The following is a 13196-nucleotide window of genomic DNA, read 5'->3' on the forward strand; positions in this document are numbered from 1 at the left end:
GTGGATTCGCCTCAGCCAACGTTGAGGACGCAACTGCCATTGGGCCCGGCCTGTGGGTCAAAGCGCTTGCCGGGCCCACACCTTGGCTGCGCAGGGGGTGGCGGTGGCGGTGGCGGTGGAGCTGGCGACGGCGTGACCGGGATGATCTCGCAAAAGGCGCCGTATTTGTTCGGCTTCGTGAGCACCTTGTATCCAGGCGGGCAATCATGCACCTGCGGCTGGGTGTGGCGACCAATGCGGCACATGGCGTAGCTTGTCACCACTCTTCCATCCGGGCACGTGATCTGCCGCGGTCCCTGCGGTTGTGGTTGAGTATGCCGGCCAATGCGGCACATGGCGTAGCTCGTCACCACTCTTCCATCCGGGCATGTGATCTGCCGGGGCTGCTGCTGTTGTTCTTGCTCATCGCGCACGCAGCGGCGGCCAACGAAGTGCGTTCCCGTCGGGCAGCAATTGGGATAGGCCCCCACCGGCCTGCCGGCCGGGCAGGCGGCCGGCTGAGAGGGACGCCTCACACACAGGCCCGTATTGGGATCGAAGAATTGATTGCTGCCGCATTCCTGCGTTTGGCGCACGCGGCGGCAGCGCCCATGGCGATCAGGGGGAAGTTCAACCGGGCAGCAATTCGGATAGTTGCCAAGTGGCCGGTCGGACGGACACACTTGCGGCGGCGGAGCACGCCTGACGCAGGAGTCCCCTTGCGCCGTCGTGCCTTTCGGACAGCTTACGCATTTGCCGGTGGACCGATCGTGCACCTTGCCCTGCTTGCACAAAGCGGGAAGGACCACAGCACGCCTGCAGATACCGTTGCGAAATACTGAACCTGAAGGGCAGCAATCGGGATAAGCGCCCACCGGCCGGTCTGCCGGGCAGGCTTTTACCTGTGCCGCAGGCGCCGGCGCGGAGCCGATGGGCCTGCTTAAACCGGCCCCGCCGCCGGGCGTTCCCGTGGGACCGGCAGCGCAGCTTGCGCCATTCCATTTGGATCCCGCAGGGCAGGCGCAAAAGCCATTGCTGTTCAGCGTCATGCCGAATTTGCATTCTGCCGGCTGTGTCGTCGCGATCGGTGCAGGGGTGTCATTGGAGATGCTTGGGGTCGCGCCACCGATTCCTTGCCCGACGCATTGCAGGCCATTCCATTTGGTATTTGCGGGGCAAGCGCAAATGCCGTCGGTCATTGTCATGCCGTTCCTGCACTGCGCGGAAGGTGCCGGCTTCTCCACGGCGATTTGCGCGCAGGATTTGGCTGCCGCCTGCTGCCCCTCAATATTCGCGCAGTTGTTTACGAACCTCGCGTCCCCGAGTGAACCCGGCAACGGCTGCAGCGACAGCAGCAAGGCCACGGATGCGCCTGCACCCAGAGGGCCCGGATGGTTGCACTGCATGCCCGGCGCTGCTGAACCGATGCAGACCCATGGCGCTGCCGGCGGACCGGCGAATTTGTATTGCGTCATCGGCGCAGCGTCGGCCGCCATCAGGTCAAAGATCGAAATGCCGCCAGGGTAGGCTTGGGCGGATTTGTTGGTCACGATGATCTTGAAGTCGCATGGCTTCGCCTCGCCGCATGTTTGCGCGCCGGCAGTCTTGGCGATGACCAAATCGGCCGTCGTCGCGGGCGGGGCTGGCTTGGCCTGCACCGAAACGCAGGATTGGCCGGTCGACGCATTGGCGGTGCCGTCTGTTACATCGGCGCAATTTGAGAACGACCCCTGAGCAGCGTCGGCCGGCAGGCGCACAATCATGTCGAATGTCCTGGGGCCAAACTCGCTGCCATCTGTGGCATCCAGATCAAGCCGGACCGGACCCGGCGAGGTGCAGCTGAACGGAATCTGGGTCGGCTGAGCGGCGCAGGGCAGCGGGGGATTTATGGAGACGATTGGTGCCGAAGCAAGGCCGGTGAGCTTGTCCGAAATCGTCACCGGTGCATTGTGGTCGATGGGGCCGGGGTTGAACAACCTAATCTGGAAGTGGCAGTCCGATCCCACCACGCAGGATTGATCCCCGGTCTTGGTGACTTTCACGGAAAACGGATCGAGCTTGACGCTGGCGCAAGCTTTATCATCGCCCGCATTGGTGCCGGGATCGTTGCCCAGTCCCTTGGCGCCGGCCGGAATGGCCAGCGCGGCGCAATTGGTAAGCGTATTGTTCTTTTTCCAGGTCGCGGCACCCGGTGTCACATCGATCCTCAAGGAGTCGGCCAAGCGCCCTGCCTCCTTGATTGTGACCACCGGGTGATCGCACTTCAGCGAGGTTGAATTATTTACGCCGGTGCAAGACCAGCCCGGGCTTTGGCTTGGCACAAATTCCATGTTTTGCGGCAAGCGCTCCTGGACGACATCCGTCAAGCTGATCGGGCCGGTGAAGGGGGCGTCGCCGACATTCTTGACATGGATGTTGAAACTGCACTTGCCTTCAACCGTGCAGCTCATCGGCTTCCCGCCGCCCGCGGTCGCAACCGTCTTCTCGACCACGAGATTGGGGCGAGCGGGCAGCTTGCACTTGCCCTGATTGGCAGGATCAGGGATCACCCCCTGCATCGTCGCCGTTGCCTTGGCAGGCGCCTGGGCAGGATCGCCTCCTTCCAGCGTTGCAGTATTGTCGAGTTGGCAGGGCAGGCCCTTGGCATCCCGTGGAATGGTGACCGCCAATGGCAGGCTGATGCTGGCCTGCGCATCGATGCTGGCATCACGGTTGTTGCAACTGTTGGCCACGGGATTCAGGGGATCGGGTCCTATGCAAGTCCAAGGCGGAACAGTGGTGACCCCCGCTCCCAAGCCATCGAGGCCTGGCATAGCTTCGTTGATGGTAATCGGACCTTTGAACGGGGCGTCGCCCGCGTTCGTGATCGTGATGCTGAAGTTGCATTCAAACCGGTTCTTGTCGTCGTTGAGCTTGCAATCATCGGCTATCTTTTTAAGCGCCAGCTTGGGTCCGTTTGCCGGCGCAGGTGCAACCGCTGGATTGAGCGTGACCTCGGCGCAGGACGGTTCAGGCGCCAGGTTGCCATCGTTTGGGCCTGGCTTTGTGTCGATCGAGGCGCAGTTCTGGAACGTTTTGGCGGTGGCCTTGGCCCCCGGCGCGAAGCTCAGTTGCAACGTCAGCCCTTCAGGCGGCACCGGCCCAGGATTGGTGCAGGTGATGATGTCGCCGTTGGTGCAAACCCAGGATGGCGGAGCAGCCACGAAGGGTTTGTCGACCGGCAAATTGAGACCCGCCAGATTGTCTGGAACATCCTTGACCACGACGGGGCCAGGCTGGTTTGGTGTCTTGCTCGTGACCTGGATGTTGAACACACAGAGCCGTCCGGCCGTGCAGTCTGCCGCGCCGGCCGATTTCTGAACGGTCAGGCCGTTGCCCTGGTCTTGCGGTGGGCCATTGGCGTTGGCCGCTTCAACGGGTGGTGGGACCTGGTCAACTGGCGGAGGTACCTGTGCATCCGGCTGGGCAGCCTGCTGGTCCGGCTGCACGATGTCCACCATCGCGCATTGCTCGGGGGCCGGATCGCCAGCCGCCGCGTCCGCACCTGGATCTAAAGCTGCGCCGCCGCCAACTTCAGGCGGCAGAACGCCGCCCTTCGCCTTCACTTCGGCGAAGCAGGCTGCAACGATGGCGCGCATCGGCTCCTTGAGCTTGCCCAACTCGTCTTGGGAACCGGGCGGTTTGGCCATGCACTCCTGCTTGATCGCGGCAGCGTCAAGCACCGCAGGGATGCCGGCTTTGGCGGCGCAGTCCATTTGACTGATCATGCCGAAGGTGGCGACTTTTTCCTGGGCAAAATCGTTGCACAGGGCGTCGTTCAATTTCGCCTTGTCGTCTGCTGCCTTCTGACTGTTGGCCTTGCATTGTGCCAGAAGGTCCGAACGCGCCTGCTTTTCCGCATCGAGCGTAGGATTGGCGGCGCTGGCCTGTGCCATGCAGAAATCGATGTGTTTTTGCCGATCCAGCGTCCACCGTTGCGCAGGCCCCGTAGGCTGACAGCCTTCGTGACCCAGGTTCGTCATCGAACGAACCGCCTCGTCCGCATAGGCCTCGCAGAACTTGCTGCTCGTGCATTTGAACCACGGCATGCCGTTATTTTGGAATGCGAGCACATGGCCAGAGCCGTCAGTGGCGCGAGCCCTGATGCGGCCGCTCACCGTGCCATCGTCGTCAATCGCGCCTTGATAGTGGCCGGATGAGCCATTGCTCCAGGCAACGTCGATATCAAATGTACTTCCCGACATCTTGCCGCTGACGTTGCCGCTGACGGCACCCTTGTCTTCGATGAAGGTGGCCGACCCCGTTACATTGCCTCCTACATCCACATTCAGCGGCGCGAAGGCTACCGTCAGATGATCGCTTTGCTGGATATTGAAGCCACTTGATTTGCCGTTTGTCGGCCGCCACACCGTACAATCCTTTGAGACCGCATTGACCCCGCCAATATTGCCGCCTGGATCAGCGATCAGATGCAGCAGGCCGGCTCCGCCGGCGAAAGACTCCGGGCGGAAGCTGGCATAGCTCATCAGCGGATTTTTTCGGGAAGGTTTCGACAGCATGGCCTTCTTCTGGGGTGCCGCTGGCGCGGCTGGCGCCGCGGGTTTCACGGCGCAGTTCTTCAAGCTGGTGGTGCCGTCGGGCAGATCGAGATCGAAGGTGAGCGGCAGGGTTTTCGACTCATGGGGGCCGAGACCCTGGGCGCCGTTGCCGAGGGAGCAATTGAGGGGCGGTCCGCCCTTGGCGCAGCTGAAGGGCGCGGGTATCGGTGCGTCGGAAAGCTTCGCCCCCGGAATATCGAGCGTGTCGGTGAAGGGTATGGGACCCGGCACCGCCGCGTCGGTGGTGTTGGTCAGCGTGATCTCAAACGTGCAGGGGCCAACGAGCGGGCAGCTCGCCGGGCCTTTCTTCGAGATGACCACCGGACCGTGCTGGAAAGGTGCGTTGGGATCCAACGGAATGGACGCGCAAGCTTGTTGGGCTTGCTCGCCGCCTTGCGCGGCCTGCCCACCATTGGGAGCTGCCGGCTCCGGGAGCTTGTTGTTGTCCTCGAATGCCACCGCGGCCTTGGCCTCGCCGGCAAGCGGCCCAAAGCTGACAACAGCGTGGTTTTGTACGAACTGTGCGGCACCACCCTCGACCGTGTCGACCTTGAAACTTGCCTTCACCACGCGGCTCTCTCCAGGAGCGAGGGTCACATTCGGCTCCTGGCAATTCAGCTCCCGGCCGTTCGGCGTGCAGACCATGGCCCCAGGCTTCAGAATTGAACTGGCGTCGTTCTTGGCCTGACTCTGGCTACCCACGGCCAGCGTTTCATTGATTGTAAGTGGGCCGGTGACCGGTACGGGTCCCGAGTTGGTGACGGTCACCGCGAATTCACAAGTACCCTTGGTGGGCGAGCAGCTTTCTCCTGTCGGCGTCGACGTAACCGCGAGACCTCCGGCATTGCTGGCCACCGGCGGTGGCAGCGCCACCGCAGCCGGCTGCTGGTTCTGGCCTTGCTGGACTGGGACCTGGGGCGCAAGCGCGCCTGGCAATGCGGCGCAGTTCCTGATTTCCTTTACGTCCGGCGCGGTGTTTGGCGCGAAGACCACGCGCATCGAAAGCTTGCCGTTGGCGGGAACAGGGCCAGGATGGGTACAGGTAAACGGCGCCGCGTTGGTGCATTGCCAAGGCGCATTGGGCTCCCCCGTGAGGGTGGCTTGGGGGGCCTCAATCAGCTCGTTGATGACGATCGGTCCGGCGACTTCACCGCCATCGTTGTTGACGTCGATATTGAATGCGCAGCCGCCCTTGGGATTACACTTCGCAACGGCAGCGGATTTCGTAATTGAAAGAGTGCCTGGTGCGTTAGTTTGATCCACGGGCGGAAACGTTTGGTTGCCGCCGCTATCGACCGGGGGCATGGGCTGTCCATTGCCGCCCGGCGCCACAGGCGGGAAGGTCTGGCCCTGCTCGGGTGGCATTGCCTGACTTCCGTCGGCAACAGGCGGGAAGCCGCCCCCGGCATCGCAATTCGCGAGAACTGCAACGCCGCCAGCATGGCCACGCATGCCTTCCGCATCTTGATTTGGATCAATTGCGATGAAGCCGGCGTTCAAATCAGGATCAGGCGCCGTACCCCATTGGTCCTCTGGTCCAATCTGGAGGCCATGGATTTTCTTCTGCGGCCCCAATGCGTCGCCCGAAACCACCAGGCTCCCGGAACAGGTGCCCGTGTCCAGCGTGCCGTCGAGCCCGTAGGCGTATTGCAAGGCTGCGCCGCCGCTGGCGTCCACATGGTCCTCGTTCTCGCCAACAGGATAGGTGGCAGCTTCCAGATTCCACTTAGAAGGCGTGTTCGGGTCGTCCGGCGTCTCAAGTACATAACGCAGCACAGGGCTGGCACCCGGCTTGGCGAATGCCGAAAAATCACCGTTGCTCAAAACTTCGTTGCGGAAGGCAACGATGGCGCCCTCGCCATCAAACACGATGGAGCCCACCACATCGGAGGAGGGATCGCCTGCGCCGAATTCGATGCGCGCATCGTCATGGAAAGATCCGTCTGGCCCGAGGCCGATCGACCAGATGCTATGATCCCCGGCCGTGGCATAGAAAAGCCTGCCGCCATGAACAGCGAGAGCTTCAATGCGGCGACCCACCGGGGTCATGCCCCAGGTTTCTGGCTTGCTGGAATCGAAATCGGGAGATTCCAGCGTGATGGTTTTACCATCATCGGGGATGGCATCTTGCCCAGCCATCGGCCGGCCTTTCAGCCCGTGATCGAATTGCGCCACATCCGTGGCCGTGTTGCCGACGAATTGGTGAATGAGACCGGTGTCCAAATCAGACACATAGATCGAGCGGCTAACCGGATCGAAAGCTATGCCGCCAATCCCTTGTCCGGTATTCGTGGCGATTTCCGCGTAGAGTTTGAGGGTTCCGGTTGCGGCGTCGATCTTCCAGATGGCGCCGCCCCCACCGTCAGTTGCGGGGCCAAAGAGTCCGTCCATAAATCTGGCACCCGGCGCGCCGGTCATCAGTCGGTCGGGCTTGCCATCATTATCCCTGTCGGGTCCCACGATTTGGAGGCCGAAGGCGGAAGTTGCAGCCGCATAAAGACCAGGCGAACCGCGCAGGTCCGGTAGCAGATTGTCGAAGGCCAAACCGAAAACGTGGCCAATTTCTTTCGCCTTGAAGGTCTTCCGGGCGGGAAGTGCGATTTGCTGGTCTTTGATCGGTTGCTGAATTTGGGTTGCGTCAAGGATTTGCAACGTGACGCCGTCGGGATCAATCACGGTTTTGGTTGCCGGATCCACACCCGGTGGGAGCCCGGCAGTCTGCAGCGTTACTCCGGCAAATCCAGATGCTGCGATGTCTCCCATGTGCAGGGCATTGTCGTCTGCTCGCGTGCCACCGCCGATGCAGAGCGCAAGCGGCATGAACAGGAGCCACATGAGTGCCTTGGCGTATTGTCGCCGGATCGCGCGGAAAGCAAGACGATAGCAGCCCATCAAGCAGATCCACCCATCTTTTCGGGATATACTGCTAAGATTGCCATGACCTGTCCTCCACCGGCCGTCGCTCCAGGCGAACAACAAAAGAAGCGCACGAGCTGCTTTCATAGCAAACTGACCGCGTGCCGCGATCACCCCTAGGGGTGATGCCGCGCGATTATCTTGGACCGCTCTTGAGCGGGGAGGTCAGAGATGAAATCTTAGCGTGACGTTTTCAGCCTTTGCCGTCCTTGATGCAGCGGCAGCCTTCTCGATCGAACCGACGCCGATTGCACGCTGCCCAAACCAGCTCGGTGGCCTATTCCACCCGGGTGACGCTTGCGTCCGCGTGTGCGGGCCTGGCTTTAGACATCCCACCAATCGCGGCTGTTCCTCAACGCGATTGTAGCGGCGTTGCACACCCGCAGTCATTGACACCGTGCCCACACGAATGCAGCAAATGCGTTGCAACCTGATCGCCGCGGCCATCCACGCCTGCCGACGGTTTACGCGGGCGAATAGTTCGACGCCTTCAAGTCCGCGGCGCTCGCCAGCCAATGGTTATCACCCTGCCGGTGGGAGCTATCACCGGCTTATCGCCGCGCCGGCCCGATCGCCCGAATCCCGTGCGGAAACCAGCCGTCACACCTGATGGACCGGCGAGACTTCCCCATTGTCTATTGGCAGTCTTAGCCCCGCCGATCTATTGTCTGTTCTGGTTCTCAGGGCGGATGACCATGGACAATATAGATGTCACGTTGATTCAGCTGATCGGCGCAATCTACGATGCCGTTATCGAGCCTGAGAAATGGCACGACGCGCTGGACGGGATACGGAGGCACTTTCGCCTGCACAACGTCATGATGGCCCTGAACGACATACGGGCGCAAACGGCGTCGCTTTCTGTGCTGGTCAATATCCCGGACCATTGGGCCGCCGCGATGGCCAAGCCGGAATACAACGCGGAACTCGTCAACTTGCTGGGAGGTCCAGAGAGCGTTGGACGCATGCCGCTCGAGGAGCCAATTACCACCCTGAGCGTGACCAATCAGCAGGCGCTGGAGTCCAACAAGTATTTCATCGACCTCGCCGAGCCAGAGGGATTGATTGACAGCATCGGCATTTTTTTGACCCGAGACCGCTTCCGGATTGGCAACGTCGGCTTGGGTCGGCATCGGGACGAGGGACCCATCACCGAAGACGTACTCGTGGGGCTGCGCATCATCGCCCCGCATCTTCGGCGTGCTGCATTGATCACAGGTATCCTCGATGAGGAACGCAAGCAGCGCACGATGTTCGAGGCGGTCGTCAACGCGGTGCGATCGAGCGTGGTCATTGTCGATGGTCGCGCAAACATCATACACGCCAACGCTGCCGCTCGCGAGGCGATGGCGAATGGGAATCCCCTTGTCGATCGCATGGGCCGCCTGGACATCAAAGGCGAGATCATGCCCGGCGGGCTCGCCGCGGCCATCCTCGCCGCCGCGGAGGGTGACGGCCCGCTCGGGCGGCGCGGCATCGCGATCCCCGGCACGCGAACGGACAGCGAGCCGTTCGTGGTGCACGTGCTTCCGTTGAACGGTCGCTGCGTGCGCTCCGGAGTTCCTGGCGAAGCAGTCGCGGCGGTGTTCGTCGCCGAGCGGGGCGATGACCCGAAATACGTTCTGGATGCTGCGGCCATGCTCTACAACCTGTCGCCGGCAGAGACGCGAATCTTCGAGCTCACGATCAATGGCCGAGATAGCCAAGAGATCGCCCGGACCCTCTCGATCTCACCGAACACGCTGAAATCCCACACGCGGCACTTGCTTGAAAAGACCGGCCAGCAGCGTCGGGTGGACCTGGTGCGCCTGGCGGCTTCCCTGAGGCCTGCCGTAAAGCACAGTTAGCTCCATGCGTCTTGCTGCTGTGCCCCCAAGCTTAACATGTGGGTCGGTCCTGATTGGGACGAAAACCCTCTCCCTAGCGAGTTGGCCAGACCCGCCGCATGGCTGTTGCCGACGGAGAGGTTCCTAACTGGTCCGCGCCAGCATCGCCTCCAAAGCGCTACGCATGCTCCCGCTGGATATGCTGAAAAATCCGCCATAGGGCTGACTGAGGTCTGCGATAACGAACATTACGCTGCTGAGTGAGATCGCGCTAAAAAGCATGAGGGTCAACGTCAGTTTCGTCCGTGGGGCGATGAGACCGTGGCACGCGAAAATGATCATGAGCCACACGATCAGAACTCCGTAGAAGGGCTGCAGCAATTCACTTCGCGCGGCCTCGATCACGCCGAGGCGAGCCGTAGAGACGCTATCATATCGGGCACGGCACATCGCAGCGATCGCCGTGTGTTGCGGATCGGCCGGCGTTAGTTCGTTTACCTCGAGACCGATCTTGTTCATCAGCTCTTCAAGTCCGGGCGAGGCACCCACAACAGGCATACGCGAAGTATCGGGGTAGGCAACACCCGTGGGCCGAGCTTCGTTCGGCCACGTGCTCGCTATGACGGCAGCGGTGTAACCTTCGACCTCGACGCGAATTCGGGCCGCGTCAGACCCGTAGTCATGCAGGCACGCATCCATCAGGTCAAGCTGAAGCGCATACTGCTGCCGGTCGAGAGCCGAATTGTCGTAGGCCTGCTTCACCGACGCGGTGAGAAGACCCAGAACGACGGCCGCAAAGGTTGCAAGCAAACCGACGGTCAACTGCATCAGCAGCGTAGCTTCGGGAGTCTGGTGCTGCGCGGGAAGCCAGCCCCGAATAAGGATGCCTAAGCCTGCTCCAACGCATAGCAGCAGAAAGACTACTATTGCTGACATGACCTCGATCACGTGCCGCCCTCCATCCACTGTCCGATCCTGCCCCCGATCATGGTAGCTTGATCTTTGCCAGCTTAACTCTAGTCCTGCCACGGAACCAAAGGTGAAACGCAGGCCGGGCTCCCTGAAGTTCTTATCGCTCAGCTATGCGGGGGCGAAGCCGTCAGGGTATGCCGGCCGGTGCCATGCTCGGTTTGCCGGCATTGGACAGCGTGCTGGTCACGGTCAGGTCTCGAGATCGAAGGCGCGGTTCCACTATACTCGACGTCAGTCTCTTGCCGCTATCGGGTGGACCACCTCTCTAGTCGGCGTTATCTCGGTGAGGTACCCTCTTCAAACTGGCTCTTGGGGCGATGTTTAATGACTACAGCACTCTTGATCATCGATGTGCAACAGGGGATCCTCGCCGGTCTGATCGATGCCGGTCGGCAAGTCGCTATCGACCGCGAATTCGAAGCCGTTGCGGCCCGGCTCGGCCGGTTGAAACTCGCGGCGGAGGCGGCCGGCGTACCCGTCATCATCGTTCAGCACGACGGCGACGCAGGGCACCGACTTGAAGTTGGGTCGCGGGGCTGGCAGCTGCGCGAAGAGGTGTCCGCCAACCCCGACACCGTTCTCATTCACAAGCGGAGCTGTGACGCCTTCCACGACACCGATTTAGCTTTCCGGCTTCGGAAGCTCGACGTTGATCGACTGGTTATCGGTGGCTGCATGACGCAATTCTGTGTTGACACCACTACGCGCCGCGCCGTCTCGGAGGGATTCGATGTGACGCTTGTGCGAGATGGCCACGCTACAGCGGATTTCGGATCCCTCTTGGCCGAGCAGATTGTCGATCACCATAATCGCCTTCTTTCGGGGTTCGACGCAGGCCTAAGGAAAGTAGACCTGCTGCCTGCCGATGAGGTCCGGTTCGAGGATGTTGCGCTGGTGTAGTTCGAGCCGTTCGGACGAGGGGCCGAAGGGGTTGAGGCAGGGCGGTTGATTGGCGTTTTGGAGGAGGATGCCGCGTTCCGACGGAACTCTGCATTTATTGCCCAGGTGACGCGATCCACGCCGTACGAAGCATTCGTCGAGCTGGCAAGGGAACTCTGCTTCTAGAGGACATACGCGTCGTCTGGTGGATATACGTTACGCCACAGCTGGCTGTGCGCTCCTGCTTGTTCTACGGTCGCCTTCGCTCCGTGTGCTGGTCCTCTACCGCAGACAGCGCGCGGCGGCGGGCAGGCCCATTGCCCGAAACATTACCTATCCTCAGTTGGTACGTTTCCGACGCTTTCCATCGCTCACCCCGCGGTTAAATAGTCCAATCGAGCGGAGTCAGCATGCCGAGATATTTTTTTCATGTCCGTAACCAGCAGGGCGATCTGAAAGAAGATCCTGAGGGGCAGGAGTTTGCCGATCTGGCCAGCGTCGAGCAAGATGCAATGGCTGCCGCGAAGGAAATCCTTGCCGAGGAACTCCTGCGCGGCAAATCGGTGCTGACCAAGGCTGCCTTCGAGATCGTCGATGAAAACAACGCTCTGGTCCTACGCTTTCCCTTTTCGGAAGCGGCGCAAAAGGTCGGCACGCAGCCTTGATAGTTAATTGATTGGCCCTTGCGGCGGAAAGGGCCTAATGTCGATTCATCGTTTGCACGTTTATACGGGCGCGAACGGCTGGGAGATTGGCAAGCTCTTGCCCTGCTTGGGGAAGAGCAATGTCTGATTCGGTCCCACGTCACTATCAGAACCAATTGTTGCAGCGCCTGAGTGCCCCGGATTTGGCGCTGATCGACCCATACCTGGAGCACGTCGCGTTGCCGCTGCGCACGCCGCTTGAAACTGCCAACTCCATTATCGAGAACGTCTATTTCATTGAGGAGGGGATCGCCTCGATCGTTGCCACAATTCCGAAGGGCGGCGACACGGAAATCGGCTTGATCGGTTCCGAAGGCATGACCGGTGTTATGCTGATACTCGGAGATGACCACTGTGTGCATGACACCTACATGCAGTTAGCGGGGAGCGGGTTCCGTGTCCCGGCCGCAGCCCTGGTGGAGGCTCTGGCCGCGAGCGCAAGCCTCAAGACTTTTCTGCTGCGCTACGTGGCGACCCTCTTTATTCAGACGGGCTTCACGGCGCTGGTCAATGCTCGCTCGAAATTGAACGAGCGCTTGGCGCGCTGGCTGCTCATGTGTCACGACCGCGCTCCTAACGACCATTTTTACATTACCCACGAATTCATGGCGGTAATGCTGGGCGTTCGTCGGCCGGGCGTTACCGTTGCTATCCAGGAATTGGAGGGTAAGGGGCTGATACGGGCAACCCGTGGTGAAATCGTCATCCGAGACCGCAATGGCTTAGTACGGGTCGCCGACGGGACCTACAGCCCGGCTGAGGATGAATACGAACGCCTCATAGGCAAGATGAACTATCGCTATAGTTCGCAGCCTGAGTGAACGCCACGATCGCCATCACAACGCCGGCGTCGTCCACAATCTCAAACGGCTGACAAGGCGGGGAAGGAATGCAGCGCGGGGTCCGCCGCCACCAGTCGTTTCGCCTTTCGAAGGCTGCCCCAGCCGACCGGCTTTCAACCGAGCCGTCTTTGCTTCACGGGCTTTGCGCTCCGCCTCGAATGACGACGCGAGATTCGCGGTCGGTCCGTTCGTGCCTTAGCTTGTCGACCTTGCGTGGAATATCGGCCCCTAAATGGTTTGCCCGCGCCCCTCGGCAGAAGCGCGGGCGGTTGAGATCCGCACCTCAACCAGCGGCGAGCCATCGAGAGCAGGCGCCACGAAGCGCCCAACCAGCAACGGTCATTTAGGTTCCAAGCCAAGCCGCCGCAGTTTCGATCGCAGTGGGCCCGCCTCACTGGCGAGAGAAGCGGGCCCGGCCGGGTCTTGGGGGACCTGACCAGCAGCACGGGAGCTGCCGCCATTCGAACCTGCCTGAGAAAA

General features: G+C 61.2%; 6 protein-coding genes. 4 read left to right on the forward strand and 2 right to left on the reverse strand.

Annotation, left to right across the window (positions count from 1 at the left end):
• Nucleotides 1–11: 11 nt before the first annotated feature.
• Nucleotides 12–7469: a hypothetical protein gene (locus FJ948_RS21290; protein ID WP_140707808.1), complete on the reverse strand. Its 7458-nt coding sequence runs from the start codon at nucleotides 7467–7469 to the stop codon at nucleotides 12–14.
• Nucleotides 7470–8188: 719 nt separating this feature from the next.
• On the opposite strand from FJ948_RS21290, the gene FJ948_RS21295 reads away from it, so the two are divergent.
• On the forward strand, nucleotides 8189–9340 hold the full coding sequence (locus FJ948_RS21295; RefSeq protein ID WP_181173751.1) for a helix-turn-helix transcriptional regulator: 1152 nt from the start codon (nucleotides 8189–8191) through the stop codon (nucleotides 9338–9340).
• A 123-nt stretch (nucleotides 9341–9463) separates the two neighbouring features.
• On the opposite strand, the gene FJ948_RS21300 is transcribed toward FJ948_RS21295, so the two are convergent.
• Nucleotides 9464–10267: a DUF4239 domain-containing protein gene (locus FJ948_RS21300; protein WP_140707812.1), complete on the reverse strand. Its 804-nt coding sequence runs from the start codon at nucleotides 10265–10267 to the stop codon at nucleotides 9464–9466.
• 348 nt (nucleotides 10268–10615) lie between these two features.
• Here FJ948_RS21300 and FJ948_RS21305 point away from each other — a divergent pair, with 348 nt between their 5' ends.
• The 3 genes from FJ948_RS21305 to FJ948_RS21315 all read left to right on the forward strand — a co-directional run bounded on the left by FJ948_RS21305 (nucleotide 10616) and on the right by FJ948_RS21315 (nucleotide 12695).
• Nucleotides 10616–11191: a cysteine hydrolase family protein gene (locus FJ948_RS21305; protein ID WP_140707814.1), complete on the forward strand. Its 576-nt coding sequence runs from the start codon at nucleotides 10616–10618 to the stop codon at nucleotides 11189–11191.
• Between the two features lie 389 nt (nucleotides 11192–11580).
• Complete coding sequence (locus FJ948_RS21310) at nucleotides 11581–11835, forward strand: hypothetical protein (RefSeq protein ID WP_140707816.1); 255 nt, start codon at nucleotides 11581–11583, stop codon at nucleotides 11833–11835.
• A 119-nt stretch (nucleotides 11836–11954) separates the two neighbouring features.
• Nucleotides 11955–12695 carry a Crp/Fnr family transcriptional regulator gene (locus FJ948_RS21315; RefSeq protein ID WP_140707818.1) on the forward strand — a complete coding sequence of 247 codons (741 nt, stop codon included), beginning with the start codon at nucleotides 11955–11957 and terminating at the stop codon, nucleotides 12693–12695.
• Nucleotides 12696–13196 lie beyond the last annotated feature (501 nt).

Source organism: Mesorhizobium sp. B2-3-12, assembly GCF_006442205.1.
Classification (GTDB): domain Bacteria; phylum Pseudomonadota; class Alphaproteobacteria; order Rhizobiales; family Rhizobiaceae; genus Mesorhizobium.

What these genes read in the sequence shown, in the direction of transcription:
- FJ948_RS21290 (WP_140707808.1), bottom strand. Translation starts at nt 7,469, where the DNA reads ATGGGCTGCTATCGTCTTGCTTTCCGCGCGATCCGGCGACAATACGCC.
- FJ948_RS21295 (WP_181173751.1), top strand. Translation starts at nt 8,189, where the DNA reads ATGGACAATATAGATGTCACGTTGATTCAGCTGATCGGCGCAATCTAC.
- FJ948_RS21305 (WP_140707814.1), top strand. Translation starts at nt 10,616, where the DNA reads ATGACTACAGCACTCTTGATCATCGATGTGCAACAGGGGATCCTCGCC.
- FJ948_RS21310 (WP_140707816.1), top strand. Translation starts at nt 11,581, where the DNA reads ATGCCGAGATATTTTTTTCATGTCCGTAACCAGCAGGGCGATCTGAAA.
- FJ948_RS21315 (WP_140707818.1), top strand. Translation starts at nt 11,955, where the DNA reads ATGTCTGATTCGGTCCCACGTCACTATCAGAACCAATTGTTGCAGCGC.